This window comes from Pantoea sp. X-Soil-ISGK-259 (genome assembly GCF_059730705.1).
In genome coordinates this window covers 597,895-620,159 of the sequence record NZ_AP035986.1, presented here as the reverse complement: position 1 = coordinate 620,159, position 22,265 = coordinate 597,895, and the positions used below count along the sequence as shown (strand labels likewise).

Annotated in this window: 16 protein-coding genes; 11 read left to right on the top strand and 5 right to left on the bottom strand. The window is 59.4% G+C overall.

Annotated elements, in window-relative coordinates; translation table 11 throughout:
* The gene (gene sltY / locus AC6I77_RS02775) at positions 1-1,920 is read right to left on the bottom strand and encodes a murein transglycosylase (RefSeq protein ID WP_003854865.1); all 1,920 of its coding nucleotides are present in this window, start codon (positions 1,918-1,920) and stop codon (positions 1-3) included.
* A 268-nt stretch (positions 1,921-2,188) separates the two neighbouring features.
* Between sltY and atzF the strand changes: the two genes are divergently transcribed.
* The 8 genes from atzF (at position 2,189) to urtE (ending at position 13,837) form a co-directional block, all read left to right on the top strand.
* Positions 2,189-3,985: an allophanate hydrolase gene (gene atzF / locus AC6I77_RS02770; protein ID WP_003854868.1), complete on the top strand. Its 1,797-nt coding sequence runs from the start codon at positions 2,189-2,191 to the stop codon at positions 3,983-3,985.
* 2 nt (positions 3,986-3,987) lie between these two features.
* A complete protein-coding gene (uca, locus tag AC6I77_RS02765; protein ID WP_497816704.1) occupies positions 3,988-7,605 on the top strand; it encodes an urea carboxylase in 3,618 nt (1,205 codons plus the stop codon).
* Positions 7,606-7,614: 9 nt separating this feature from the next.
* Positions 7,615-8,316: a GntR family transcriptional regulator gene (locus tag AC6I77_RS02760; protein ID WP_110411663.1), complete on the top strand. Its 702-nt coding sequence runs from the start codon at positions 7,615-7,617 to the stop codon at positions 8,314-8,316.
* Positions 8,317-8,343: 27 nt separating this feature from the next.
* Positions 8,344-9,612, top strand: a complete 1,269-nt coding sequence (gene urtA, locus AC6I77_RS02755) for an urea ABC transporter substrate-binding protein (protein ID WP_033743125.1) — start codon at positions 8,344-8,346, stop codon at positions 9,610-9,612.
* A gap of 98 nt (positions 9,613-9,710) precedes the next feature.
* The gene (gene urtB, locus AC6I77_RS02750) at positions 9,711-11,276 is read left to right on the top strand and encodes an urea ABC transporter permease subunit UrtB (protein WP_140033778.1); all 1,566 of its coding nucleotides are present in this window, start codon (positions 9,711-9,713) and stop codon (positions 11,274-11,276) included.
* The gene (gene urtC / locus AC6I77_RS02745; protein WP_008925539.1) at positions 11,276-12,349 is read left to right on the top strand and encodes an urea ABC transporter permease subunit UrtC; all 1,074 of its coding nucleotides are present in this window, start codon (positions 11,276-11,278) and stop codon (positions 12,347-12,349) included. The genes urtB and urtC overlap by 1 nt, the downstream gene beginning before the upstream one ends.
* Positions 12,346-13,137, top strand: a complete 792-nt coding sequence (gene urtD / locus AC6I77_RS02740) for an urea ABC transporter ATP-binding protein UrtD (RefSeq protein ID WP_008925538.1) — start codon at positions 12,346-12,348, stop codon at positions 13,135-13,137. Before urtC ends, urtD begins: the two co-directional genes overlap by 4 nt.
* A 1-nt stretch (position 13,138) precedes the next feature.
* Positions 13,139-13,837, top strand: a complete 699-nt coding sequence (urtE, locus tag AC6I77_RS02735) for an urea ABC transporter ATP-binding subunit UrtE (RefSeq protein ID WP_003854882.1) — start codon at positions 13,139-13,141, stop codon at positions 13,835-13,837.
* Positions 13,838-13,844: 7 nt separating this feature from the next.
* On the opposite strand, the gene AC6I77_RS02730 is transcribed toward urtE, so the two are convergent.
* From AC6I77_RS02730 to rbsK, 3 genes are read right to left on the bottom strand one after another with little or no spacing between them, the layout of a single operon-like run.
* Positions 13,845-14,858 carry an aldose 1-epimerase family protein gene (locus AC6I77_RS02730; protein WP_497816703.1) on the bottom strand — a complete coding sequence of 338 codons (1,014 nt, stop codon included), beginning with the start codon at positions 14,856-14,858 and terminating at the stop codon, positions 13,845-13,847.
* A complete protein-coding gene (gene fucP / locus AC6I77_RS02725; protein WP_008925535.1) occupies positions 14,855-16,180 on the bottom strand; it encodes an L-fucose:H+ symporter permease in 1,326 nt (441 codons plus the stop codon). Before fucP ends, AC6I77_RS02730 begins: the two co-directional genes overlap by 4 nt.
* Positions 16,181-16,189: 9 nt before the next feature.
* Positions 16,190-17,107, bottom strand: a complete 918-nt coding sequence (gene rbsK / locus AC6I77_RS02720; protein ID WP_008925534.1) for a ribokinase — start codon at positions 17,105-17,107, stop codon at positions 16,190-16,192.
* Between the two features lie 379 nt (positions 17,108-17,486).
* On the opposite strand from rbsK, the gene deoR reads away from it, so the two are divergent.
* Both deoR and ettA read left to right on the top strand, forming a co-directional pair.
* Positions 17,487-18,251, top strand: a complete 765-nt coding sequence (gene deoR, locus AC6I77_RS02715) for a DNA-binding transcriptional repressor DeoR (protein ID WP_033743124.1) — start codon at positions 17,487-17,489, stop codon at positions 18,249-18,251.
* A gap of 179 nt (positions 18,252-18,430) precedes the next feature.
* Positions 18,431-20,098, top strand: coding sequence for an energy-dependent translational throttle protein EttA (gene ettA / locus AC6I77_RS02710; RefSeq protein ID WP_008925533.1), 1,668 nt, complete (start codon positions 18,431-18,433; stop codon positions 20,096-20,098).
* A gap of 45 nt (positions 20,099-20,143) precedes the next feature.
* On the opposite strand, the gene AC6I77_RS02705 is transcribed toward ettA, so the two are convergent.
* Positions 20,144-21,040 carry a LysR family transcriptional regulator gene (locus AC6I77_RS02705; protein WP_003854894.1) on the bottom strand — a complete coding sequence of 299 codons (897 nt, stop codon included), beginning with the start codon at positions 21,038-21,040 and terminating at the stop codon, positions 20,144-20,146.
* Between the two features lie 186 nt (positions 21,041-21,226).
* On the opposite strand from AC6I77_RS02705, the gene AC6I77_RS02700 reads away from it, so the two are divergent.
* On the top strand, positions 21,227-22,228 hold the full coding sequence (locus AC6I77_RS02700) for a zinc-binding alcohol dehydrogenase family protein (protein WP_003854895.1): 1,002 nt from the start codon (positions 21,227-21,229) through the stop codon (positions 22,226-22,228).
* The last annotated feature ends 37 nt before the right edge of the window (positions 22,229-22,265 follow it).

The window sequence follows — 22,265 nt, the reverse complement described above, 5'->3', positions numbered from 1 at the left end:
CTAGTAACGGCGATTCCACTCAGCATCTGACAGGATCTTGTCAGGCTTGCCCATGAAGTAACGATAGTAGGCGTCATACGCCAGCACACTCTTCACGTAGCCGCGCGTTTCAGAGAACGGAATGGTCTCAATAAATGCTACGGCGTCGAGATTGCCCGCGCTGGTTTTCAGCCAGCTTCGCACCCGGCCCGGCCCGGCGTTATAGGCCGCTGAGGCGAAAATCCGGTTCTGGTCGAACTGCTGATAGACATACTCCAGATACTGCGTACCAATCTGGATATTGGTTTCCGGATCAAGCAGCTGGCTGGTGTTGCTGTAGCCAGGTATATCGTACATCTTCACAGTATGCGCCGCCGTGGCAGGCATAATCTGCATCAGACCACTGGCACCAACCGGCGAACGCGCTTTCGGGTTCCAGGCGCTCTCCTGACGCGAAATCGCCATCGCATAGCTCGGTGGGATCTGCTTCACCTCGGTATTTCGCTCATAGACACTCCGCCACGCCAGCGGGAAACGCTCTTTCAGGCTGTCCCACATTTTGGCGGTGATAGTCGCCTGCACGCTGAGATCCCACCAGTCCTGCTCGTTGGCGTAGCGCGCCAGCATCTGCTGCTGCGTATGCGTCCGGCTGCCGATCAGATTGCTCCATTCGCTACGGGCCAGGTTATCCAGCCCCCAGTACATCAGCTCGCGAACGCGGGCCAGCTCGGGTCCCTGGAGGGTGGCGCTGTCAGGCTTCGGCGCTTCATCAATCTGCAACGGATAGTCTACGCCCAGCCGCTGAGCAGCCACCATCGGATAGAAGCCGCGTTCTTTCATCAGCTTGCGCAGGATCTCTTCCGCTTCCTCTTTACGATCTTTCTCAAACAGCAGATCGGCCTGCCAGTACTGCCACTCATCTTTCTCTTTGGCTTCCAGCGGCAGACGAGCAATCCAGGTGTTCAGGCCGCGTCGGTCATGCTGAGAGAGCGCCAGCCGCACCCGGCGTTCCACCAGCGCGGTAGACTCGCTGTTCATCACTACTGCATCGCGCCAGCGTGCCTGCTCAGAGGTGAGATCGCTGCCCATCATGCGCCAGACCACAATCTCCTTCAGCGCCTGCTCATCTTCCGGCCCCATTTTCTGGGCCCGGACCAGAATCGGAATCAGGCTGCGGGCATTTTCCATGTCCTGCCGCGCCACACGCGTAAAGGCGTAAATGGTGGCCTGACGGGTAAAGTCGGTTGGCCCCACGGCACTGGCGAAGGTGCTGACGGTTAAAGGATCCTTTTGCAGGGCCTGTATCGCGTCAGACATGGTCTGATAATCGGCAGGCAGCGTCTTCGCCAGATAGCTCACCAGGTTGTCATTACCGGCTTTCATCGCCAGCCGGATACGTTCCAGGATAGTAATCGGCGAAATCTGACCGGACGCCTGCCAGACCGAGAAGAGCTTATCGCAATCCGCAGGCAGCGCCGTGCCACGCAGCCAGATCTGCTTCGCGCCATCAAACGCGGCCTGCTGCTGCCCGGTGGCCCATTTGGCGTAATACCAGTTGCAACGCGCCTGCACCGGCTTGGGTTCGGTCGGGCTGAAGTTCAGCACGCCCTGCCAGTCCTGTCGGTAAGCCAGCACGTTGATAAAGCGGGTGCTGAGCGATCGCGCGGGAGGCAATGTCGGGTACTGGCGAATAAAGTTCTGCACGGCCAGGGTGGTCTCCTGATCGAGATCCTGAGCCAGCAGGCGATATTGCAGATAAGGATAGAGCGGATAGTCCTGTAGCGTAGGCAACAGCTGATCCACGGTGGCCATCTGGTTACTGTCCCAGGCCTGTTTAATTTGTTGATAACGTTGCCGTTGTTGATCAAGCGAATCGGCCCATGCGCTGCTGGCCGAACCGACCAGGCAGATCCCTATCATCCAGTTACGCCACTTCACCACGTAAATCTCCTCTGTTGCTGGGGCCGGCAACTTGCCAGACAGTCTTCATGCTAACCGGGCCACCGCACTCTTGCCATGTTCTTCACAAAATTTACGCATACAGACAGTTAACGCACCGTCATCGCTCAGCGTACGCGCCGTGATTGTGCAAATTATCATCAGTAAATCTTATCACCCAGCGATTTAAACTGTTGAATCATTGCGTTAAAAACTGGCACACGCTTTGCTCTGTTGAATTCCATCTTGTATACCAGCTGGAATTCTTCGTATGACTTCTACCTTCGGCCTGACGCTTCCCGCCTGGCAGCAGCGCACTCAGCAGGCACCACAACAGATCCGTTCGCTGCTGAGTGCGCACCTGGCAGCGCTCGACACACACGATAATGCCTGGATCTATCTGGCGACACCTGACCAGTTAGCGGCACAGATTGAACCGCTGCTGGCAGACTATGAACGCGATCCCGCGTCGCTGCCGCTGTTTGGTGTGCCCTTCGCCGTAAAAGATAACATTGATGTCGCAGGCTGGCCGACCAGCGCCGCCTGCCCTGCGTTTACCTATACCGCCAGCGAAGATGCGGTCGCCGTCGCCCGGCTGAAAGCCGCTGGCGCAGTCGTCATCGGTAAAACCAACCTCGATCAGTTCGCAACCGGCCTGGTCGGCACCCGCTCGCCCTATGGCGCGGTCAGTAATACCTTTGACGCTGATTACGTCAGCGGTGGCTCCAGCTCTGGCTCGGCATCGGTGCTGGCGCGCGGACTGGTCGCTTTTTCACTGGGCACCGATACCGCAGGATCGGGCCGCGTGCCGGCGGGCTTTAATAATATCGTCGGACTCAAGCCGACCAAGGGCTGGTTCTCTGCACGCGGCGTGGTGCCCGCCTGTCGCCTTAACGACACCATTTCGGTATTTGCGCTGACGGCAGAAGATGCGTTTAGCGTCGCCAGTATCATGGGTGGCTACGATGCCGGTGATGCCTATTCGCGTATTAATCCGCGCACCGCCCCAGCCAGCCTGCCGCGTCATCCCCGTTTCGCTATTCCGGCGCACCCGGCGTTTTTTGATGATGCTGCCGCTGAAGCGGCCTGGGATCAGGCACTGGAAGCGTTGCAGGCGGGCGGCGCGACGCTGCACCCCATCGACTTCACGCCATTCCGGACGCTCGCTGAACAGCTCTACTACGGTCCCTGGGTTGCCGAACGCACAGCGGCGGTGGGTGAGATGCTTGACCGTCCGGCGGAGATGGACCCGGTAGTGCATGAGATCGTCACCAGCGGCCTGAAATACAGCGCGGTGGACGCCTACAAGGCGGAGTATCTGCGGGCCGAACTGACGCGTCAGATTCAGGAGACGCTGGCACAGTTTGATGCGCTGGTGGTGCCGACCTCACCCACCATTCACACCCTGGAGGAGATGAAACAGGAGCCGATTTACTTCAACTCGCAGTTTGGCACCTACACCAACTTCACCAATCTCGCCGACCTCTCTGCCCTGGCGCTGCCCGCACCGTTCCGCAACGACGATCTTCCGGCAGGCATCACGCTGATTGCACCCGCCTGGCACGATCGGGCGCTGGCGGAATTTGGCCTTCGCTGGCAGCAGCAGCTTGCACTGCCGCTGGGCGCGACCGGTCAGCCCTGGCCGACCCGATCCACAACCTTACCTGTCTCACCTGACCACGTCCGGCTGGCGGTAGTGGGCGCGCATCTCACCGGCATGCCGCTCAATTTCCAGCTCACCGAACGCAATGCCGTCTGGGTGGAAGAGACGAAGACCGCGCCACACTACCGCCTCTTTGCCCTGCTGGAAGGTGCAATCAAAAAACCGGGCCTGATGCGTGACGAACAGGGAGCGGCGATCACCGTTGAGCTGTGGGATATCCCACTGGCCCGTTTCGGCGAGTTTGTGGCGGAGATTCCGGCCCCACTGGGGATCGGCAGCCTGACGCTGGCCGACGGCCGCGTTGTTAAAGGCTTTATCTGCGAAGGCTCAGCGCTGAAGAGTGCGCTGGAAATCACTGAGACGGGCGGCTGGCGCAACTGGCTGGCATCACAGGGGAGTCACTGATCATGTTCACTACCGTACTGATTGCCAACCGCGGCGAAATTGCCTGCCGCGCCATTCGGACCCTGAAACGCCTCGGCGTGAAAAGCGTCGCGGTCTATTCAGACGCTGACCGTAATGCGCAGCACGTTAAGCAGGCGGATATCGCCATCGCCCTGGGCGGCGAGAAGGCCAGCGACAGCTATCTGCGCATCGACAAAATTCTGGCGGCGGCGCAGCAGAGCGGCGCGCAGGCTATCTGGCCCGGCTACGGATTTCTTTCTGAAAGCCAGGCGTTTGCCGACGCCTGCGACGCGGCAGGCATCGCCTTTGTCGGCCCCACCGCACAGCAGATTGGGGAGTTCGGCCTTAAGCACCGCGCTCGTGAACTGGCCGCCAGCGCGGGTGTGCCGATGACGCCTGGCACACCCCTGCTCGCCTCGCTGGAAGAGGCAATGCAGGCAGCTGATAAGATTGGCTATCCGGTGATGTTGAAAAGCACGGCGGGCGGCGGCGGCATTGGCCTGACGCGCTGCGCCGACGCCGATGCGCTCGCCAGCGCCTGGGAGAGCGTGCGCCGTCTTGGTGAGCAGTTTTTCAGTGATGCAGGCGTATTTCTGGAACGCTGTATCGATCGCGCCCGGCACGTTGAAGTGCAGATTTTTGGAGACGGCAAAGGCAACGTGGTAGCGCTGGGCGAACGCGACTGCTCACTGCAGCGCCGCAATCAGAAGGTGGTGGAAGAAACACCGGCGCCCGGCCTGTCGCAGGCCACGCGTGACGCCCTGCTCGCCTCGGCGGTGCGGCTTGGCGAGCAGGTCAACTACCGCAGCGCAGGCACCGTGGAGTATATCTACGACGTCAGCCAGCAGGCCTTTTACTTTCTTGAAGTGAACACCCGCCTGCAGGTGGAGCATCCGGTCACCGAATGCGTCACCGGCCTCGATCTGGTGGAGTGCATGTTGCAGGTGGCGGCGGGCGATGCAGTGGACTGGTCACGTCTGCAGCAGGCGCCGCAGGGCGCAGCGATTGAAGTGCGGCTCTACGCGGAAGATCCGCTGAAGAACTTTCAGCCCAGCCCCGGCCTGTTAACCGGTGTCACCTTTCCTGACGGCGTGCGGGTCGACAGCGGCATCGAAACCGGCAGCGAGGTCTCCAGCTTCTACGACCCGATGATCGCCAAGCTGATTGTGCATGCCGACACGCGCGAGGCGGCACTGGAAAAACTTCATCATGCGCTGGATGCGACTCAGCTGCATGGCATCGCCACCAACCTCGACTATCTGCGCCAGATCACCCGCAGCGACGCGTTTCGCAGCGGCAACGTCTGGACGCGCTATCTCGACAGCGTTGTGCCTGCCGCCTCCGTGGTGGAAGTGCTGCAACCCGGCACCTTCAGTTCGGTGCAGGACTATCCCGGCCGCCTCGGCTACTGGGATATCGGCGTGCCGCCTTCCGGCCCGATGGATGATTTCGCGTTCCGTCTGGCAAACCGAATCGTGGGTAACCACGAGGCAGCAGCAGGCCTGGAGTTTACCCTGCAGGGGCCGACGCTGCGTTTCCACTGTGATGCCATTCTGGCGCTGACCGGCGCGGACTGCGACGCCCGGCTTGATGGCGAACCGGTCAGCGCCTGGCAGCCGCTGGCGGTGAAAGCGGGACAGACCCTGGCACTGGGACGCGCCCGGCAGGGCTGCCGCAGCTATCTGGCGGTGCGCAACGGCTTCGACGTGCCGGAATATCTGGGCAGCCGCAGCACCTTTTCACTGGGCCAGTTTGGCGGTCACGCCGGACGCACCCTGCGGGTGGCCGATATGCTGGCAATCTCCCGGCCTGAACGGGCAGCCTGCACTACACCGGCCCCGGTCAGCGATCCGCAGCCGCTTGATGCGACGCTGATTCCCCACTACGGCAGCGAATGGCGCATCGGCGTGCTTTATGGCCCGCACGGCGCACCGGACTTCTTCACCCAGGCCGCCATCGACGAATTCTTTGCCAGCGACTGGCAGGTGCACTACAACTCCAACCGCCTCGGCGTTCGGCTGGTGGGTCCGAAACCGACCTGGACCCGCGCCAACGGTGGCGAAGCAGGCCTGCATCCCTCCAACGTTCACGACTGTGAATATGCCATCGGCGCGGTCAATTTCACCGGCGACTTCCCGGTGATCCTGACACACGACGGCCCGAGCCTGGGCGGCTTCGTCTGTCCGGTGACCATCGCCAAAGCCGAGCTGTGGAAAGTGGGCCAGGTCAAACCGGGCGACACCATCCGCTTCCACCCGATTACCGCAGACGATGCACTGGCGCGGGAAAAAGCGCAGATGCACCTGATCGACACCCTGCGGCCGGAACATCCCCCGACCTTTGCCGTGCCGTCGCTGGCTGAAACCGCCCACGGCTCCGCCACGATTCTGTCCGCCATTGAGGCCACCGGCAGCACGCCGAAAGTGGTCTATCGTCAGGCCGGCGACAAATATGTGTTGATTGAGTATGGCGACAACGTGCTGGCCCTGGCGCTACGTCTGCGCGTGCACCTGCTGATGAATGCGCTGACGGCGCAGGCGGAGCCAGGCGTTGAGGAGCTATCGCCAGGCGTGCGCTCACTGCAGGTACGCTACGACAGCCGCATCATTTCACAGTCCGCCCTGATGTCGCTGCTGCTGGCGCTGGAAGCGACGCTGGGTGATGTCAGCACGCTGAAAGTCCCGTCGCGCGTGGTGTGGATGCCGATGGCGTTTGAAGACAGCGCCACGCTGGGTGCGGTCAGCCGCTATCAGGAGACGGTGCGTGCCAGTGCGCCCTGGCTGCCCAACAACGTGGACTTTATCCAGCGCATTAATGGCTTAAGCAGCCGCGATGAGGTGCGCGACACCCTGTTCAACGCCAGCTATCTGGTGCTGGGGCTGGGCGATGTTTACCTCGGCGCGCCCTGCGCCGTGCCGATCGATCCGCGCCATCGCCTGCTGAGTTCCAAATACAGTCCGGCGCGTACCTTTACCGCCGAAGGCACGGTCGGAATTGGCGGCATGTACATGTGCATCTACGGCATGGATTCGCCCGGCGGCTATCAGCTGGTAGGCCGCACGCTGCCCATCTGGAACACCTTCCTGAAGAATCCGCAGTTCACAGCCGATGCGCCGTGGCTGCTCCGCTTCTTCGATCAGGTGCGCTTCTATCCGGTGAGTGAAACCGAGCTCAACCAGCTGCGCGAAGATTTCCGTGAAGGCCGCGCCAGCCTGCGCATCGAAGAGACGCAGTTTGATTTTGCCGCGCACCAGCAATTCCTCGCCGACCATGCCGCTGAGATTGCGGACTTCCGTCAGCGCCAGGCGACCGCCTTTGAACAGGAAGTGCAGTTATGGGCGCAGGAAGAACAGAACGCACCGGCGGCGGATGAGGTGCCGGACAACGTGAGTGAAGCGGATGAAGGCGGACTGGCGGTGCAGGCCGACCTCAATGGCAACATCTGGAAAGTGCTGGTGCAGCCGGGCGACGAGGTCAGCGCCGGACAGACGCTGATTATCGTCGAGGCGATGAAGATGGAGCTGGCGATTGTCGCGCCGCAGGCCGGTCGGGTGACGCGGATCGCCTGCCAGGCGGGCCGCCCGGTCAGCCCTGGCGATACCCTGCTGTGGCTGGAATAAGGAGCGCCGATGACAACCCAACCTCAATCCCCTAAAGCGCGCCCGGAAGCGCTGGCCGAACGGGTCTATCAGGCGCTGAAGGCCGATATTTTCGCCTTTCGCCTGATGCCGGGCGATCGCTTCAGCGAAAGCGAAATCGCCGGCCGGATGGCGGTCAGCCGCACGCCGGTTCGCCAGGCGCTATTCCGGCTGGAGCGCGAAGGCTTTGTCGAAGTCTGGTTCCGCAGCGGCTGGCAGATCAAAAACTTCGATTTTGCCTGGTTCGAATCGCTGTATGACCTGCGCACCGTGCTGGAGTGCGAGGCGGTAAAACGCCTCTGCGCCCTGCCCGCGCCTCAGTGTGCCGCGCTGTTACACGAACTCAACCAGTTCTGGTGTGAAGCGGAGGCGCTCACCGAAGGTCTGGTGGTGTCGCAGCATGACGAAGCGTTTCACATGGCGCTGGTCGCGGCCGCGGGTAACCCGGAGATGGCGCGCATCCACGCCGAACTCACCGAGAAGATCCGCATCATCCGTCGGCTCGACTTCACCCGCGATGATCGCATCTGTGCGACTTATCAGGAACATGCTCAGATTTTACAGGCGATTTTTGAGCAGCAGACAGGCGAGGCGCAACGCATCCTGACCGATCACATCGCTGTCAGTAAGGCGGAGGTCAGGAAGATCACACTGCACCGCCTCCAGCAGGCCCGGCTCCAGCTCACCGAATAACATAACAACCACTCAGGGGTTTAAATGATGAAAAGACGTTCGTTGATCAAGGCTTTCGCCCTCTCCGCTACCGTTGTCAGTATGGGTTTCGCCTGGAGTGCGCAAGCGGCTGACACCATCAAAGTGGGGATCATGCATTCGCTCTCCGGCACCATGGCGATCTCTGAAACGCCGCTGAAAGATGTGGCGCTGATGACCATCGATGAGATCAACGCCAAAGGGGGCCTGCTGGGGAAAAAGCTGGAGCCGGTAGTGGTCGATCCCGCCTCTAACTGGCCGCTGTTTGCCGAGAAAGCACGGCAGTTGCTGACCCAGGATAAAGCGGCGGTGGTGTTTGGCTGCTGGACCTCGGTATCACGCAAATCGGTGCTGCCGGTGTTTGAAGAGCTGAACGGCCTGCTCTTCTATCCGGTGCAGTATGAAGGGGAAGAGATGTCACCTAACGTCTTCTACACCGGCGCGGCGCCTAACCAGCAGGCGATTCCGGCAGTGGAATACCTGATGAGCGAAGATGGCGGCAGTGCAAAACGCTTCTTCCTGCTGGGCACCGACTACGTCTATCCGCGCACCACCAACAAGATCCTGCGTGCCTTCCTGCACAGCAAAGGCGTGGCAGATAAAGATATCGAAGAGGTCTACACGCCGTTTGGTTACAGCGACTATCAGACCATTGTCTCCAACATTAAAAAATTCGCGGCAGGCGGTAAAACGGCGGTGGTCTCCACCATCAACGGCGACTCCAATGTGCCGTTCTACAAAGAGCTGGCTAACCAGGGCATCAAAGCCACTGACATTCCGGTGGTCGCCTTCTCAGTGGGAGAGGAAGAGCTCCGCGGCATCGACACCAAACCGCTGGTGGGTCAGTTAGCGGCCTGGAACTATTTCGAGTCGATCGATAATCCGACCAACGCGAAATTTGTTGCCGATTACCGCGCTTACGCCAAAGCACATAACCTGCCGAACGCCGCCACCGTGGTGACCAACGACCCGATGGAAGCGACCTATGTCGGCATCCATATGTGGGCGCAGGCGGTGGAAAAAGCGGGCACGACGGACCCGGACAAAGTGCGGGCGGCAATGGCCGGTCAGACCTTTAAAGCGCCGGATGGCTTTACCCTGACCATGGACCAGACCAACCACCATCTGCATAAGCCCGTCATGATTGGTGAAGTGGAAGAGAACGGCCAGTTCAGCGTGGTGTGGCAGACCGATAAACCCGTGCGTGCCCAGCCGTGGAGCCCGTACATTGCCGGTAACGACAAGAAGCCCGATTACCCGGTGAAGACTGCGCAGTAATTTTCGTTGCTGATAAGAAAGCGTCACCCGCTGTAAAGCGGCAGCACGGCAGTGGTCATTCGACTGCCGTGCTGACCTCCCCAAACGAGGCTCCTTTTATGAATCTATGTCGCTGTTTTTTCAGCCTGCTTCTGTTGCTGCCGCTGTTTGCCAGCGCCGGACCGGCGGCAGACTTTACCGCCGCCAGCCGCAGCCAGCAGGCCACGCTGCTGCAACAATGGGCTGCCGCGCCGGACAGTCAGCGTCTGCCGCTGCTGGAAGCGTTAAAAGCAGAAACCGTGGTCATCGACCAGAACAAACAGCCATTCAGCCAGCAGGGATCGACGCTGCAGCCGCTGGATGCGGTGGCACAGCCCACGGGTAACCTGAAAAAGCTATTTATGAACAATCGCCTGCGCGTGCTGGTAAACAACGCGCTGGCTGCGCACCAGCTGGTGAGCAGTGATGCGGCCCTGCGTCTGCGCGCAGCGCAGCAGCTGCAAAATGAGGGTGCCGCAGACCAGTTGCCGCTGCTGGAACAGCGGCTGGCCGCTGAACAGGACAGCCGGGTACATGCTGCATTAGCGCTGGCACTGGCGAATCTGCAACTGGCGGATGGCGAACCGATGGTGCGCCTGCGGGCGGTGAAACTGCTGGGTGAGTCCAGCGATCCCAATACGCAGGCCAGCCTGCAACGCCTGACCCAGCCCGCGAATGAGCCAGATGTCACGGTACGGGCGGCAGCGGCCGAAAGCCTGCAACAGATTCAGAAACGGCTGATGTGGGGCGATCTGCTGGGGCAGGCCTTCAGCGGCCTGTCGCTGGGCTCCATCCTGCTGCTGGCCGCGCTGGGCCTGGCGATCACCTACGGGCTGCTGGGGGTGATCAACATGGCGCACGGTGAAATGCTGATGCTCGGCGCGTACGCCACCTGGTGGGTGCAGAGCCTGTTTCAGCAGTTTGCACCGGACTATTTAGCCTGGTATCCACTGCTGGCGTTGCCGGTCGCCTTTATGGTCACCGCCGCCATCGGCATGGCGCTGGAACGCACCATCATCCGCCATCTCTATGGCCGTCCGCTTGAGACGCTGCTCGCTACCTGGGGAATCAGCCTGATGCTGATCCAGCTGGTACGGGTGCTGTTCGGGGCGCAAAACCTGGAAGTGGCGAATCCGTCGTGGCTCTCAGGTGGCCTGCAGCTGCTGCCCAACCTGGTGCTGCCGTGGAACCGCATCGCGGTGATCCTGTTTGTGGTGTTTGTGCTGGCGCTCACCTGGCTGCTGCTGAACCGGACCCGCCTTGGCATGAACGTGCGCGCCGTGACCCAGAACCGCGCCATGGCGGAGTGCTGCGGCGTGCCAACGGGTCGCGTCGATATGCTGGCGTTTGGCCTTGGTTCGGGCATTGCCGGGTTGGGAGGCGTGGCGCTGTCGCAGCTTGGTAACGTCGGACCAGAGCTGGGTCAGGGCTATATCATTGACTCGTTCCTGGTGGTGGTGCTGGGTGGCGTCGGCCAGCTGGCAGGCACCGTGGTTGCCGCGTTCAGCCTGGGCATTCTGAACAAAGTGCTGGAGCCGCAGATTGGCGCGGTGCTGGGTAAGATCCTGATTCTGGTGATTATCGTGCTGTTTATTCAGAAACGTCCGCAGGGACTGTTTGCGGTTAAAGGAAGGGTGACTGACTGATGACGCAACCCATCACACTTCGCATGGCGCGCACCGCGCCGCGCCTGGCGATCAGCATCGGCGTGGCGATCACTCTGGCGTTACTGGTGATGCCGTTTCTGGCGCTGCTGCCCGCCGCCCATCCGCTGGCGATCTCCACTTATACCCTGACGCTGGTCGGCAAAATCCTCTGCTATGCGGTGGTCGCCGTGGCGCTGGATCTGGTGTGGGGTTACGCCGGACTGCTGTCGCTGGGCCACGGGCTGTTCTTTGCCCTCGGCGGTTATGCCATGGGCATGTACCTGATGCGCCAGGCCGCAGGCGAAGGCTTGCCCGCCTTTATGTCCTTTCTCTCCTGGCGAGAGCTGCCCTGGTTCTGGACCGGCACCGAATACTTCGCCTGGGCGCTCTGCCTGAGCATGCTGGTGCCGGGCCTGCTGGCGCTGCTGTTTGGCTTCTTCGCCTTTCGCTCAAAGATCAAAGGCGTCTACTTCTCCATCATGACCCAGGCGCTGACCTACGCCGGTATGCTGCTGTTCTTCCGTAATGAAACCGGATTTGGCGGCAACAACGGCTTCACCGGCTTTACTACCCTGCTCGGCTTTTCGGTGACGGCGACCGGAACCCGCATCGGGCTGTTTATCGCCACGGTACTGCTGCTGCTGCTGAGCCTGGTGATTGGCTTCACCCTGGCGCGCAGCAAGTTTGGCCGGGTACTGACTGCGGTGCGGGATGCCGAAAACCGTCTGATGTTTTGTGGTTACGATCCGCGCGGCTTCAAGCTATTAGTCTGGACGCTCTCCGCCGTGCTGTGCGGTCTTGCCGGGGCGCTCTATGTGCCGCAGGTCGGCATTATCAATCCGGGAGAGATGTCACCAGCCAACTCAATAGAAGCCGCGATCTGGGTGGCGCTGGGTGGACGCGGTACGCTGATTGGCCCGCTGCTGGGCGCAGCAATTGTTAACGGCGCACGCAGCTTCTTCACCGTCGCCTTCCCTGAATACTGGCTGTTTTTCCTGGGACTGATGTTCATCCTGGTGACACTGTTTCTGCCGCACGGCGTGATTGGCCTGCTGCGCCGGAGGAAAAAATGAGTGATGCCCTGTTTACCCAGCCTCAGCTCGCGGATCGCCATCGGGCGCAGCGCGATCCCGTCCTGCAACTGGAGAAGATCAGCGTCTCGTTTGACGGCTTCCGGGCGCTGACCGATCTTTCGCTGCAGATCGGCATCGGGGAACTGCGCTGCGTGATCGGCCCCAACGGCGCAGGCAAAACTACGCTGATGGATGTGATCACCGGCAAAACCCGCCCCGACGCCGGCCGGGTGATCTACGACCAGGACAGCGATCTGACCCGTCTGTCGCCGGTAGAGATCGCCCGCGCCGGCATTGGCCGTAAGTTCCAGAAGCCTACGGTGTTTGAGGCATTAACCGTATTTGAGAATCTTGAGATCGCGCTTAAAGCCAATAAATCGGTCTGGGCCAGCCTGCGCGCTCGTCTCAGCAGCGAACAGCGCGACAGAATTGATGAGGTGCTGAAACTGCTGCGGCTGGGTGGCGAACGCCAGCGCCGTGCGGGCCTGCTATCGCACGGCCAGAAGCAATTTCTGGAGATTGGCATGCTGCTGGTTCAGGAGCCGCATCTGCTGCTGCTGGATGAACCGGCGGCAGGCATGACTGACGCAGAGACGGCCTACACCGCCGAGTTGTTCCGCAGCCTGGCGGGCAAACACTCCCTGATGGTAGTGGAGCATGACATGGGCTTTGTCGAGACCATCGCCGACCATGTCACGGTGCTGCATCAGGGGCAGGTGCTGGCCGAGGGTTCGCTGCGCGAGGTTCAGGCCAGTGAGCAGGTTATCGACGTTTATCTGGGGCGCTAAAATGTTACAGGTTACTGAACTGAATCAATATTATGGCGGCAGTCATATTCTGCGCGGCCTGTCGTTTGAGGTAAAAATTGGCGAAATCACCTGTCTGCTTGGGCGCAATGGCGTGGGAAAAACCACGCTGCTGAAGTGCCTGATGGGGCTGATCCCGGCGAAGTCAGGCGAGATTCAGTGGCAGCAGCAGCGGATGAATGGCCGCAAGCCGCACCAGCGGGTGCAGGCGGGCATCGCCTATGTGCCGCAGGGACGGGAAATCTTTCCGCGTCTGACGGTCGAAGAGAACCTGCTGATGGGCCTGTCGCGCTTTCCGGCGGCGCAGGCGCGTGAAGTGCCGGAGGAGATCTATCAGCTCTTTCCGGTGCTGCTGGCGATGAAGTCACGCCGGGGCGGCGATCTCTCGGGTGGTCAGCAGCAGCAGCTGGCGATCGGCCGGGCGCTGGCCTGTCGGCCACAGCTGCTGATCCTTGATGAGCCGACCGAAGGGATCCAGCCCTCGGTGATCAAAGAGATCGGCGCGGTAATCCGCCAGCTGGCGCAACGGGGAGATATGGCGATCCTGCTGGTTGAGCAGTTTTATGACTTCGCGGCAGAACTGGCGGACAGCTATCTGGTGATGTCGCGCGGTGAAATTGTGCAGCGTGGCCGCGGCGACACCATGGAAGCAGAAGGTGTGCGCGGCCTGGTGGCGATTTAAACCCGACTCAGAGCAGGCCGGTCTCCACAGAGAAGTGACGCTGCTCGCCGCTCGCCAGGGTGATCAGCGTGCCGGCCTGCTGCGCGGCAAGAAAACCCTCTGGCCGACAGGTGGCGGGCAGAATATAGGCCGCCACCTGCTGGTCATGGTTGTGCAGCAGCCAGCGGGTCGCGTGCGGGAACTGCGCGGTAGAGAAGCGCGTCATCAGCGCGTAGCCCTGCGGCGCATGCAACTCAAACTGTACCTCATCACCATACTGCGGCAGATCGTCCGCAAATAAGACGATCTCGGGATCGCAGAGCTGCGGTTGATCGAGCTGCTGTAACGCCTGCGGATCGCGCGCCAGTTGATCCGTGTAATCCCGCCAGGCGGGCGTTGGTCGCAGGTGCGCCGGGATCGAGCGACGCAGTTGGAATGCCCCTTCGGGGATCGACTGCCGGAAGCGCCCCTGATCGATCCACGCGCTGTTGAGGTGACACATGTATTGCAACGGCATCGGTGCACCCGCCAGATTGGTCACCGTCATCTCTATCGTCAGACGGGGCCTGTCGGCCTGAATGCGAACGGCGGGTGCCGCAAGGTAATGATGGCCGAAGCCTTTAACATATTCACACTCCCCTTCCAGCGACAGTGTCTGATCGTCCAGCACCAGCCAGGCACTATCCATGCGGGCGCAGGCCATTTCCCCGTGCAGCGGATGATTGTCCTCTGGCGCGGGACAGCCGTTAGCCAGCAGCCCCGAATGAAAGGCAAAACAGCCATAGGTATCTATGATCGAATTCGCGGGCAGCGGCTGCTTAAAGCTGTGGCCCATGGTCAGGTTATGATCGTCAAACTGCACGTCCCAGATCATCTGCCCGAGAAACGGCAGCACGGTCACGCTGCCGCGCCGGTTATGAATGCGCACTGCCTCGATTCCTGCCGGATAGCGAAACACCTCAACCCGGAAGTCATCGCTTTCCAGCAGCAGCGAGGGCGTGGTGTGAAACTGGTCACGCGCTAAGGGTAAACGGGTTCTCATGGTAACTCCTCCACCAGACGACCGGCCGCAACCGGCTGTTTTTTATGGCGCAGTTCGCCGTAGAAGTAGAATCCGACCCAGGCGAAGCAGAGCAGCGAGACGCCAAACGCCAGCTGCATTGATCCCAGCGTGTCAGACACCAGGCCCTGTAGCGCCGGGACAAAGGCCGCGCCGACAATCGCCATCACGATAAACGCGCCCGCCACTTCAGTGTATTTATTATCGACCGTCGCCAGCGTACCGGCGTAGATCGTTGCCCAGCAGGGCCCAAACAGCACGCTGACAAAAACGGCGGCGTAGACGGCGGTAAAGTTCGGCACCAGCATCACATAAGCCAGCGTCAGCACGCCCAGCACCGAATAGGCGATCAGCACTTTCTCGGCACGGAAGCGGGTCATCAGGAAGTTCGCCACGAACTTGCCGATAAAGAAGCAGACGAAGCTGTAGATCATAAAGTTAGAGGCGTGACGTTCATTGGCCGCCCCCAGCGTCAGCGCCAGACGAATGGTAAATGACCAGACCGCCACCTGCATGCCGACATACAGGAACTGGGTCAAAATGCCGCGTTTAAAGTGACGGTTAGCCGCCAGATAGCGGAAGGTCTCGCCCAGTGACGGCCGGGATGTCTCATTACTCTCTGGTTTGCAGCGCGGATAGCGGGTGAACATAAACAGCAGCATCACGACCACCAGCACCATCACCAGATATTTGTAAGGCTCCAGCGTGTGCTCCAGCATTGTCAGGCGGAAAGCATGCGCCTGCTCTGCCGTCATGGCTGCCATCTGACTCTCCAGACTGTCGCCATCCTGGAACACCAGATATTTACCCAGCACAATCCCCATCAGCGCACCGATCGGATAGAAGGTCTGGCTGACGTTGAGGCGCAGCGTCGCATGATCACGATGACCAATCATCGAGCTGTAGGTGTTGGCCGCCGTTTCCAGGAAACTCAGGCCAATGGCAATCGCAAAGATCGCCGCGAGGAACATGGTGTAGGTCGCCATGTGCGAAGCAGGATAAAAGGCGATACAGCCGGCAATGTAGAGCGCCAGACCGATCATAATCGCCATCTTGTAACTGGTTTTGCGGATCACCAGCGAGGCGGGGATCGCAATCAGAAAATAGCCGCCATAAAAGGCGCTCTGCACCAGCGCACTGGCGAAGTCGCTCAGGGCAAACACACTTTTAAACTGGGTAATCAGGATATCGTTGAGACTCGCTGCACAGCCCCAGAGCGGGAAGAGGCACGACAGCAGAATGAACTGGAACAGCGGCGTTTTATTCAGATAGCCATCAGATTGCTGAACAATTTTCTGTTGCATAGCAGAACCTCAGTTACGGTTGAGAAAACGCTGGAAAGTCTCTGCGTCGGGATAAGCGCGCTGCGTGCCGCGCCCGGTGACGCTGCAGGCGGCATAGGCCGACGCCTGTGTCATGGCGGCGGCCACATCGCCGGTTTTCACCAGCAGATAGGCAAAGCAGCCGATAAAGGCATCACCTGCGCCGCTGGTATCGACCGCCTGAACCGGCGTCGCGGCCACGCGATGCACCTTGTCGCCGCTCATCCAGACCGAGCCCCGGCTGCCCAGAGTAATGATCAGATTTTTAAGGCCGCGCTTCAGCAGCGACTGCCCCGCCAGGATCACCTCGTCATCGGTGCTGACGGGCAGGCCGGTGAGGATCTCCAGTTCGGTTTCGTTCGGCATAAAGAAGTCGCATTTGCAGGCGTAGTGAATATCCAGCGAAGCGACGGCCGGTGCCGGATTCAGGATCACGTTGATCTGATGCTGGCGGGCAAAATCGATGGCGTAATAGACCGTCTCCAGCGGGATCTCCAGCTGCAGGATGATCAGCTCACAGGCTTTCAGCGCCTCTGCCGCGTCGTCGATATCAGCCGGTTTCAGCTGCTGGTTGGCACCTTTGATAATCAGAATGCGGTTTTGCGACTGGTCATCGACAAAAATCGGTGCCACACCGCTGGAGTTGCCTGGTGCAGTGGTGACAAATCGCGTGTCCACGCCCTGCTGCTGCAGGTTCGCGACGGTGTTGGGCGCAAAGAGATCGTCGCCAACTTTGCTGACCATCATCACGCTGCCGCCCATTTTCGCCGCCGCAACCGCCTGGTTAGCGCCCTTACCGCCGCAGCCAATCGCAAAGTCAGGCGCTTCAAGGGTTTCGCCCGCTTTCGGCAGGCTGTTGGTATAGGTAATCAAATCGACCATGTTTGAGCCGATGACCGCAATTGTCATGACCATTTCTCCTGGATATTTTGCAAACTTCAAATGTTATTAAAGTCACAATAACCTTTCTTAAAAGTTAAATGTGTGACAAAAACCACAACATGAGTGCGCAAAATCGACAATATGCGACAGGGAGCGGGATTTTAAGTGTTACTATTATAACAAAATAACATCATTGAGCCTGCTGGCTGAGCAATGTGAACGCCTGCGGCGATGAGCGGTAGTCACCGCACAGCGGAGGTTTGCGGGCCTTTCAGAATGCGGGTAAGATTGGTTGCCAGCCTGGCGGATGAGACGCAACTCATTAAAATCTGTGAGGTTTGTCGCGTATTGACGTCGGTTCCGGCGTCTTTCCTCCGCATTGCAGGATAGGTAAACAGAGATGACCATGGAAACCCGGCGCGACGAACGCATTCACAAGCTGACACAGGCGCTTAAACGCACCGATAAACTGCATCTCAAAGACGCGGCCCAGCTGCTGGGTGTCTCAGAGATGACGGTTCGCCGCGATTTAACCGAACCGGGCTCCAGCGTGGTGTTACTGGGCGGCTACATTGTCAGCGACCCAAAAAGTCATACCGGCCACTATTTTGTCAGCGATCAGCATGGGCAGAATGCGGCCAGAAAGCAGCGACTGGCGCAGGCGGCGGCCAGCCTGATTAACGAAAACGATACGGTCTTTTTCGATTGCGGCACTACCCTGCCCTATATCGTTGATGCGATTCCCGACACGCTGTCGTTCACTGCCATCTGCTGTGCTATGAACACCTTTCTGACGCTGAAAGAGAAACCTGGCTGTAACGTTATTCTCAGTGGCGGTGAATTTCATGCTGACAACGCTCTGTTTACACCGATTGGCGTACACACCATCCTGGACGATCTTTGTCCGACGCTGGCTTTGATCTCTGCGGCGGGTATCGACAAAGATCAGGGGGCGACCTGCTACAACACCAATGAACTGATGATGAAACATCACGCCATGCTGCGTGCCCGAACGTCGGTACTGGTGGCTGACAGCAGTAAATATGGCAAGGTGCTGCCTGCCCGCATTGCCGGGCTGCAGCGTTTTGACCTGCTGGTGAGTGACAGCGCACCCGATCAGGCGTTACAGAACTGGCTGGCGCAGCAGGCGATACCGCTTCGCCTGCCCTGAGCCTGCCTCTGCCGTCATTTCAGCGATTACGCGCGGAAATCAGACAGTTATTTCATACGTTGTCCGGCATCACCGCCCTCAGGGCATTATTCGCCGCCCCCCGGCTGGGATTAAACGGTGAAAAAGGCTAAACTTCGACATCATTCCAACGACCAACAGACCCAGAGGCTCAATCCAACGTGGCTCAATTCGTCTATAGCATGCATCGCGTCGGCAAAGTGGTCCCGCCGAAGCGACATATCCTGAAAAACATCTCACTCAGCTTCTTCCCCGGCGCAAAAATCGGCGTACTCGGCCTGAATGGCGCGGGTAAATCTACCCTGCTGCGCATCATGGCCGGCATCGATAAAGATATCGAAGGGGAAGCGCGTCCGCAGCCAGGCATCAAGATTGGCTACCTGCCGCAGGAGCCGCAGCTTAACCTTGAACACACCGTGCGCGAGTCGGTTGAAGAAGCGCTGTCAGAAGTAGTTGGCGCACTGAAACGTCTCGACGAAGTTTATGCGCTCTATGCCGAAGAGGATGCAGACTTCGACAAGCTGGCCGCTGAGCAGGGCCGTCTTGAAGAGATCATCCAGGCGCACGATGGTCACAACCTGAATACCCAACTGGAACGTGCTGCCGATGCGCTGCGCCTGCCAGACTGGGACGCGAAGATCGCCACCCTTTCCGGTGGTGAACGTCGCCGCGTCGCCCTCTGCCGCCTGCTGCTGGAAAAACCAGACATGCTGCTGCTGGACGAACCGACGAACCACCTGGACGCCGAATCTGTCGCCTGGCTGGAGCGCTTCCTGCATGACTTCGAAGGCACTGTGGTCGCGATTACGCATGACCGTTACTTCCTGGATAACGTGGCAGGCTGGATTCTGGAACTTGACCGCGGTGAAGGTATTCCGTGGGAAGGCAACTACTCCTCCTGGCTGGAGCAGAAAGATGCGCGTCTGGCGCAGGAAGCTTCTTCTGAAGCCGCGCGTCGTAAGTCGATTGAGAAAGAGCTGGAGTGGGTGCGCAAAGGGCCAAAAGGCCAGCAGTCTAAAGGAAAAGCCCGTCTGGCTCGCTTTGAAGAGCTGAACAACACGGACTACCAGAAGCGTAACGAAACCAACGAACTGTTTATTCCGCCTGGTGCCCGTCTGGGTGACAAAGTGCTGGAAGTCAGCAATCTGCGTAAGTCCTATGGCGACCGTGTGCTGATTGACGATCTTTCGTTCTCCGTGCCAAAAGGGGCAATTGTCGGGATTATCGGTCCTAACGGCGCGGGTAAATCGACGCTGTTCCGCATGATGTCCGGTCAGGAACAGCCTGATTCCGGCAGCATTGTGCTGGGCGAGACGGTGAAACTGGCGTCCGTCGATCAGTTCCGCGACAGCATGGATAACTCCAAAACCGTGTGGGAAGAAGTTTCCGGTGGTCAGGACATCATGCGTATCGGTAACACCGAGATGCCAAGCCGCGCCTATGTTGGCCGCTTTAACTTTAAAGGCGTCGATCAGGGCAAACGCGTTGGCGAACTGTCGGGTGGTGAGCGTGGTCGTCTGCACCTCGCGAAACTGCTGCAGGTTGGCGGCAACATGTTGCTGCTCGATGAACCGACCAACGACCTGGATATCGAAACCCTGCGCGCGCTGGAAAACGCCCTGCTGGAGTTCCCGGGCTGTGCCATGGTCATCTCGCATGACCGCTGGTTCCTGGACCGTATCGCGACGCACATCCTGGATTACCAGGATGAGGGTAATATCGAATTCTTCGAAGGTAACTTTACCGAATATGAAGAGTACAAGAAGCGTACTCTCGGCGCCGACGCACTGGAGCCGAAGCGCATCAAGTACAAGCGTATGACGAAGTAATCGAATAAACGGGCGGCAGCGATGCCGCCCTTTTTGATGGTTCACTCAGCGATAAAACTCTCTGAACACCGGTGACTGCAGCGCAAACTCAATAAAGCGCGCCAGCGCAGGCGAATTCAGTTTACGGCCCGGATAGACCAGCCACAGCTCATTTCCCTCCACTTCCCATTCCGGCAGCACCGGCACCAGCCGGGGATCCGCCATCGCCCCATCGGTCAGAAAGTGCGGCAGCAGCGTAATGCCTGCATCGCCCAGCGCCGATTCGCGCGCATAGAGTAAATTGTCGGTGAGATGGCCAGGCGGCAGCAGCCAGCGATAGAACGCGCCATCACGCTGCAATACCCATTCATTCCATGCGCGATGCGCGATACAGCGGTGAGCTGACAGCTGCTGTGGGTGAAGCAGCGGCGGGTGCTGATTAAGATAGTGCTGCGAAGCCACCAGCAGTCGTGGGCAGTTGCCTATCCGGCGGCCAATCAGCGAGGACTCCTGCGGCTGACCGGTGCGCAGCGCCACATCAAAGCCCTCCTGTACCAGATCCCGCATCTCATCGGAAATCGAGACATCCAGCGTCACATCAGGATAGAGACGCAAAAACGCTGCATTACAGCGCGCCAGCAGTGTGGCCCCAATGCCCGCCGGACTGGTGATGCGCAGACGACCGCTGGGGTTTTCACGCAGGCTGGCGATAGCCTGATCGGCGCGTTCACTGGCCTGCATCATCTCCTGACAATGCAGCAGATAGCGCTCACCGGCAAAAGTCAGATTGAGCTGGCGGGTGGTGCGATTCAGCAAACGAATCCCCAGCCGCTGCTCCAGCTGGCTGATACGCTGACTGACACTGGATTTAGGCAGGCCTGCGCGTTCTGCCGCGCCGGTAAAGCTGCCGCACTCCGCCACCAGCGCAAACAGCGCCATGTCCTGCCACTGACGAAATGCCATTGTTCACCTCAGACGAACACTCTATGAAAGATTGTCCATCTTATCACCGTTAAAATCAGGTTCTACACTTAAGGCCTGTCTTCATCATTACAGCTGGTCTTGCCATAGAGAGTATGTACACCGACTCCCGACCAGGCTGTCAGAGAAAAGAGCCAGACTCTTTGCTTAACTACACAGGAAAACGTTATGTCTATTCGCGCTATCGCAATTAATCCCGAAAATCCTGAACACTTTACTGAAATTTTCCCTGAAACCCCCACGCCAGGCGAGTATGACCTGCGTGTCGAGGTCAAAGCCGCCTCGGTCAACCCGGTTGATACCAAGGTGCACAAAGGGGCGAAGAAGAACGGCTTACAGCAGCCACGTATCCTGGGCTGGGATGCCAGCGGCGTTGTGCTGGAAGTGGGCAGCTCAGTCAGCAACTTTAAGCCTGGCGATGAAGTCTTCTACGCCGGCGATCTGACCCGTCCAGGCAGCAACAGCACTGAGCAGCTGGTGGACTCACGCATCACCGGCCATAAGCCAGAGAGTCTGGACTGGGCACAGTCTGCCGCGATCCCACTGACGGCCCTGACCGCATGGGAAGGTTTGTTTGAACGACTGAACCTGGAGACGGCATCGGAAGATCAGACTCTGCTGATCGTTGGCGGCGCAGGTGGTGTTGGATCACTGGCGATCCCCCTGGCGAAGCTGCGCAGCAAAGTGAAGATCATTGCGACTGCCTCGCGTGAAGATTCCGCCCAGTGGTGCCGCGATCGCGGAGCCGATGTGGTGATCAATTACAAAGATATGATCGGTGAGCTGGAGAAACAGGGCATTAAGCAGGTTGATTATATTTTCTGCCTGAACGATACCGACGGTCACTGGGAGACGATGGCGAAGCTGATCGCACCACAGGGTCATATCTGCACCATCGTGGAAAACGAACATCCGCTGTCGATGGATCAACTGAAGCTGAAGAGTGCGGCACTGCACTTCGAGCTGATGTACACCCGCAGCATGTTTAATACCCCGGATATGGCGCGTCAGGGCGAGATTCTGGATGCGGTATCAGCATTGCTGGATGAAGGTAAACTGCAAACCACGCTGAGCGAAACGCTGCACGGCTTAAGCGTTGAGACGTTAACTGCCGCCCATCAGCGTGTGCTGGAAGGCCACATGCGCGGCAAAGTGGTCATGGTCTATTAATGCGCTGACCCGGCTGCCGTGCGGCAGACCGGGTCAC

What these genes read in the sequence shown, in the direction of transcription:
- fucP (WP_008925535.1), bottom strand. Translation starts at nt 16,180, where the DNA reads ATGCAACAGAAAATTGTTCAGCAATCTGATGGCTATCTGAATAAAACG.
- AC6I77_RS02730 (WP_497816703.1), bottom strand. Translation starts at nt 14,858, where the DNA reads ATGAGAACCCGTTTACCCTTAGCGCGTGACCAGTTTCACACCACGCCC.
- urtD (WP_008925538.1), top strand. Translation starts at nt 12,346, where the DNA reads ATGAGTGATGCCCTGTTTACCCAGCCTCAGCTCGCGGATCGCCATCGG.
- AC6I77_RS02700 (WP_003854895.1), top strand. Translation starts at nt 21,227, where the DNA reads ATGTCTATTCGCGCTATCGCAATTAATCCCGAAAATCCTGAACACTTT.
- uca (WP_497816704.1), top strand. Translation starts at nt 3,988, where the DNA reads ATGTTCACTACCGTACTGATTGCCAACCGCGGCGAAATTGCCTGCCGC.
- urtB (WP_140033778.1), top strand. Translation starts at nt 9,711, where the DNA reads ATGAATCTATGTCGCTGTTTTTTCAGCCTGCTTCTGTTGCTGCCGCTG.
- deoR (WP_033743124.1), top strand. Translation starts at nt 17,487, where the DNA reads ATGGAAACCCGGCGCGACGAACGCATTCACAAGCTGACACAGGCGCTT.
- urtA (WP_033743125.1), top strand. Translation starts at nt 8,344, where the DNA reads ATGAAAAGACGTTCGTTGATCAAGGCTTTCGCCCTCTCCGCTACCGTT.
- urtE (WP_003854882.1), top strand. Translation starts at nt 13,139, where the DNA reads ATGTTACAGGTTACTGAACTGAATCAATATTATGGCGGCAGTCATATT.
- rbsK (WP_008925534.1), bottom strand. Translation starts at nt 17,107, where the DNA reads ATGACAATTGCGGTCATCGGCTCAAACATGGTCGATTTGATTACCTAT.
- urtC (WP_008925539.1), top strand. Translation starts at nt 11,276, where the DNA reads ATGACGCAACCCATCACACTTCGCATGGCGCGCACCGCGCCGCGCCTG.
- AC6I77_RS02705 (WP_003854894.1), bottom strand. Translation starts at nt 21,040, where the DNA reads ATGGCATTTCGTCAGTGGCAGGACATGGCGCTGTTTGCGCTGGTGGCG.
- atzF (WP_003854868.1), top strand. Translation starts at nt 2,189, where the DNA reads ATGACTTCTACCTTCGGCCTGACGCTTCCCGCCTGGCAGCAGCGCACT.
- AC6I77_RS02760 (WP_110411663.1), top strand. Translation starts at nt 7,615, where the DNA reads ATGACAACCCAACCTCAATCCCCTAAAGCGCGCCCGGAAGCGCTGGCC.